At 72.6% G+C, this 2130-nt stretch carries 3 protein-coding genes; 1 reads left to right on the plus strand and 2 read right to left on the minus strand.

Annotation, left to right across the window (positions count from 1 at the left end):
- Positions 1–549 (minus strand): LLM class flavin-dependent oxidoreductase (locus PROKR_RS09895; RefSeq protein WP_157602001.1); only part of this gene is annotated, 549 nt, incomplete at its 3' end.
- Positions 550–576: 27 nt separating this feature from the next.
- Positions 577–1599: a helix-turn-helix domain-containing protein gene (locus tag PROKR_RS09900; RefSeq protein ID WP_245605776.1), complete on the minus strand. Its 1023-nt coding sequence runs from the start codon at positions 1597–1599 to the stop codon at positions 577–579.
- Positions 1600–1702: 103 nt separating this feature from the next.
- Between PROKR_RS09900 and PROKR_RS34480 the strand changes: the two genes are divergently transcribed.
- A partial coding sequence (locus tag PROKR_RS34480) for a serine aminopeptidase domain-containing protein (RefSeq protein WP_211240089.1) occupies positions 1703–2130 on the plus strand: 428 nt, incomplete at its 3' end.

The following is a 2130-nucleotide window of genomic DNA, read 5'->3' on the forward strand; positions in this document are numbered from 1 at the left end:
AACGCCCACCGAGCCCTCCAGCACCACGCCGTCGCCCACTTCTCCCGCGAGTCGCAGGGACTTGGGCCCGGTCGCGGCGACCGGCACCCCGACGGGCACGGCGGGCGGCCAGTCCAGCTGCACGTCGTCCAGGTTCACGTACCGGCCTGACGTCGTCACGCGCTCCCCGGCCAGCAGCGCGCGCAGCGTCGTCGCATACTCGCGCATGAGCGTCAGGGGCGATGCCGCGCGGGCGCCGACCTGCCCCATCCAGGACTGCACGCCGTGCCCGATCCCCGGGATCAGCCGGCCGGGGAACATGCCGTCCACCGTCGCGACCTCCATCGCGGTGAGCGCCACGTTCCGCAGCGGCGTGGGCATCACGCCGATTCCCACGCGGACCCGCTCGGTGGCGGCCAGGATCGCGCTCGCCGCTGAGATGCCGCCGGTCTGGAAGCAGTCCTCCCAGAGCCAGATCTCCTCGATCCCCGCGGCCTCGATCGCGCGGGCGAGCGGGATGACGCGGGACGGCGGGGTCGAGGGGCGGATGATGCACGCCAGTGTGGTCATGGGCACACGCTGTCACGGTTCGAGTGGTCAGATCCAGCCCTTGCGTGCGGCGTGCCAGCCCAGCTGGATGCGGGTGGAGACCCCGGCGATGTCCATCAGTACCTTGACCCGGCGCTGCACGGTCCGCAGCGAGAGCCCGAGCTGGTTGGCCACCGACTGGTCCGTCAGGCCCACGAGCATCAGCCCGAGGATGCGGGCGTCCTGATACTCGAGGTCGGCGGCTCCGGCCTGCTCGCCCGGCCGCGCGAACGGCGTCGCGTCCCGCCACACGGCGTCGAACAGGGCGATCAGGGCGTCGAGCAGGCCCGAGGGGTGGATGATCAGCGCACCCACCAGGTCGGGCGTGAGGCCGGAGTCCTCGGCGTCGACCACGGTCTGGATCGGTACGAACGCGAGCCGGCGGTCGATGATGAACAGCTTGATCGGCACCCGCTCCGAGAACCGCACCTCCTCGCCGTTCTCGATGGCCTCGGCGACGTCGTCGACGCGCATCATGCCCGTGTCGAGGAACACGCGGTCCACCACCACCCGGTACCGGACGCCGCGCGCCACGGCCTGGTCCTCGGCCGTGTTGTCCTCGGCGGACATCACGAACACCGGCGGTTTGGTGAACGACTCGACGGTCTCGCGGGCGCCGAGCTGGAGCTGCATGATGCGGTGCTTCACGGCGTCGGCGCCGCGCACCACGTCCACCACGTCGGTGGCCGGGCGCAGCGCCGACGAGCGCCGGAAGTCCTCCTCCAGCTCGATCAGCTCGACCTGCGCCGCCCGGATCTCGTCCTTGCGGCGGGCCAGCAGCGCGCCCAGCGCTATCTCGGGCGGTGCGGCCTGGAAGCGGGAGTCGTCCGCGCTCTGCCGGGCCGCCAGCCCGTGGTTCTCCAGGGTGCGCAGCACGTCGAGCGCGTCCCCCGGGTCGCAGCCGAGCCGGTGGGCCAGCTCCGCGGCGTCGAGCGAGGGGGACGCCACGAGCTCGCGGTACGCGAGCGACTGCGACTTGGTCAGGCCGAGCACGTCACTGAGCATGGCATCCTCCCGCCGGATGAATTTCACAGCGCCGTGGCGAGGATACGCCAGGGATGCCCCGTGAGACGTCCCAGTTTGTCCGGTTCACTCGCGTACCGGCGCGGCCGGGCCGATTGGTAGCCTCCCGAGCGTGAGCACCGAAGACGTGAGCTTCCTCGCGCAGGGTGGCGCGCGGGTCGCGGGCCGCTGGTTCCTGCCCGACGGCGACGTGGCCGGCGTCGTGGCGATCGCACCCGCCATGGCCATGCCGATGCGGTTCTACCGGCACACCGCCGCCTGGCTCGCGGAGCGCGGGCTCGCGGTGCTCACGTTCTCCTACCGTGGCTCGGAGCCGGACCTCTACGGACCGCTGCGGGACTCCGCGGCCACGGCCCTCGACTGGTACCACGACGCCGAGGCCGCCGCCGCGCACGCCCGGACCCGGGCCGACGCCGCCGGTGTGCCGCTCACCTGGGTCGGCCACTCGTTCGGCGGACAGAGCCTGGGCTTCCTGGCCGACGTCGGCGTGGACCGCTGCGTCATGGTGGCCTCCGGCACGGGCTGGCGGGGCAAGGCCGC

It is taken from the genome of Promicromonospora kroppenstedtii DSM 19349, from assembly GCF_000515355.1.
In the GTDB taxonomy this organism is placed as follows: domain Bacteria; phylum Actinomycetota; class Actinomycetes; order Actinomycetales; family Cellulomonadaceae; genus Promicromonospora; species Promicromonospora kroppenstedtii.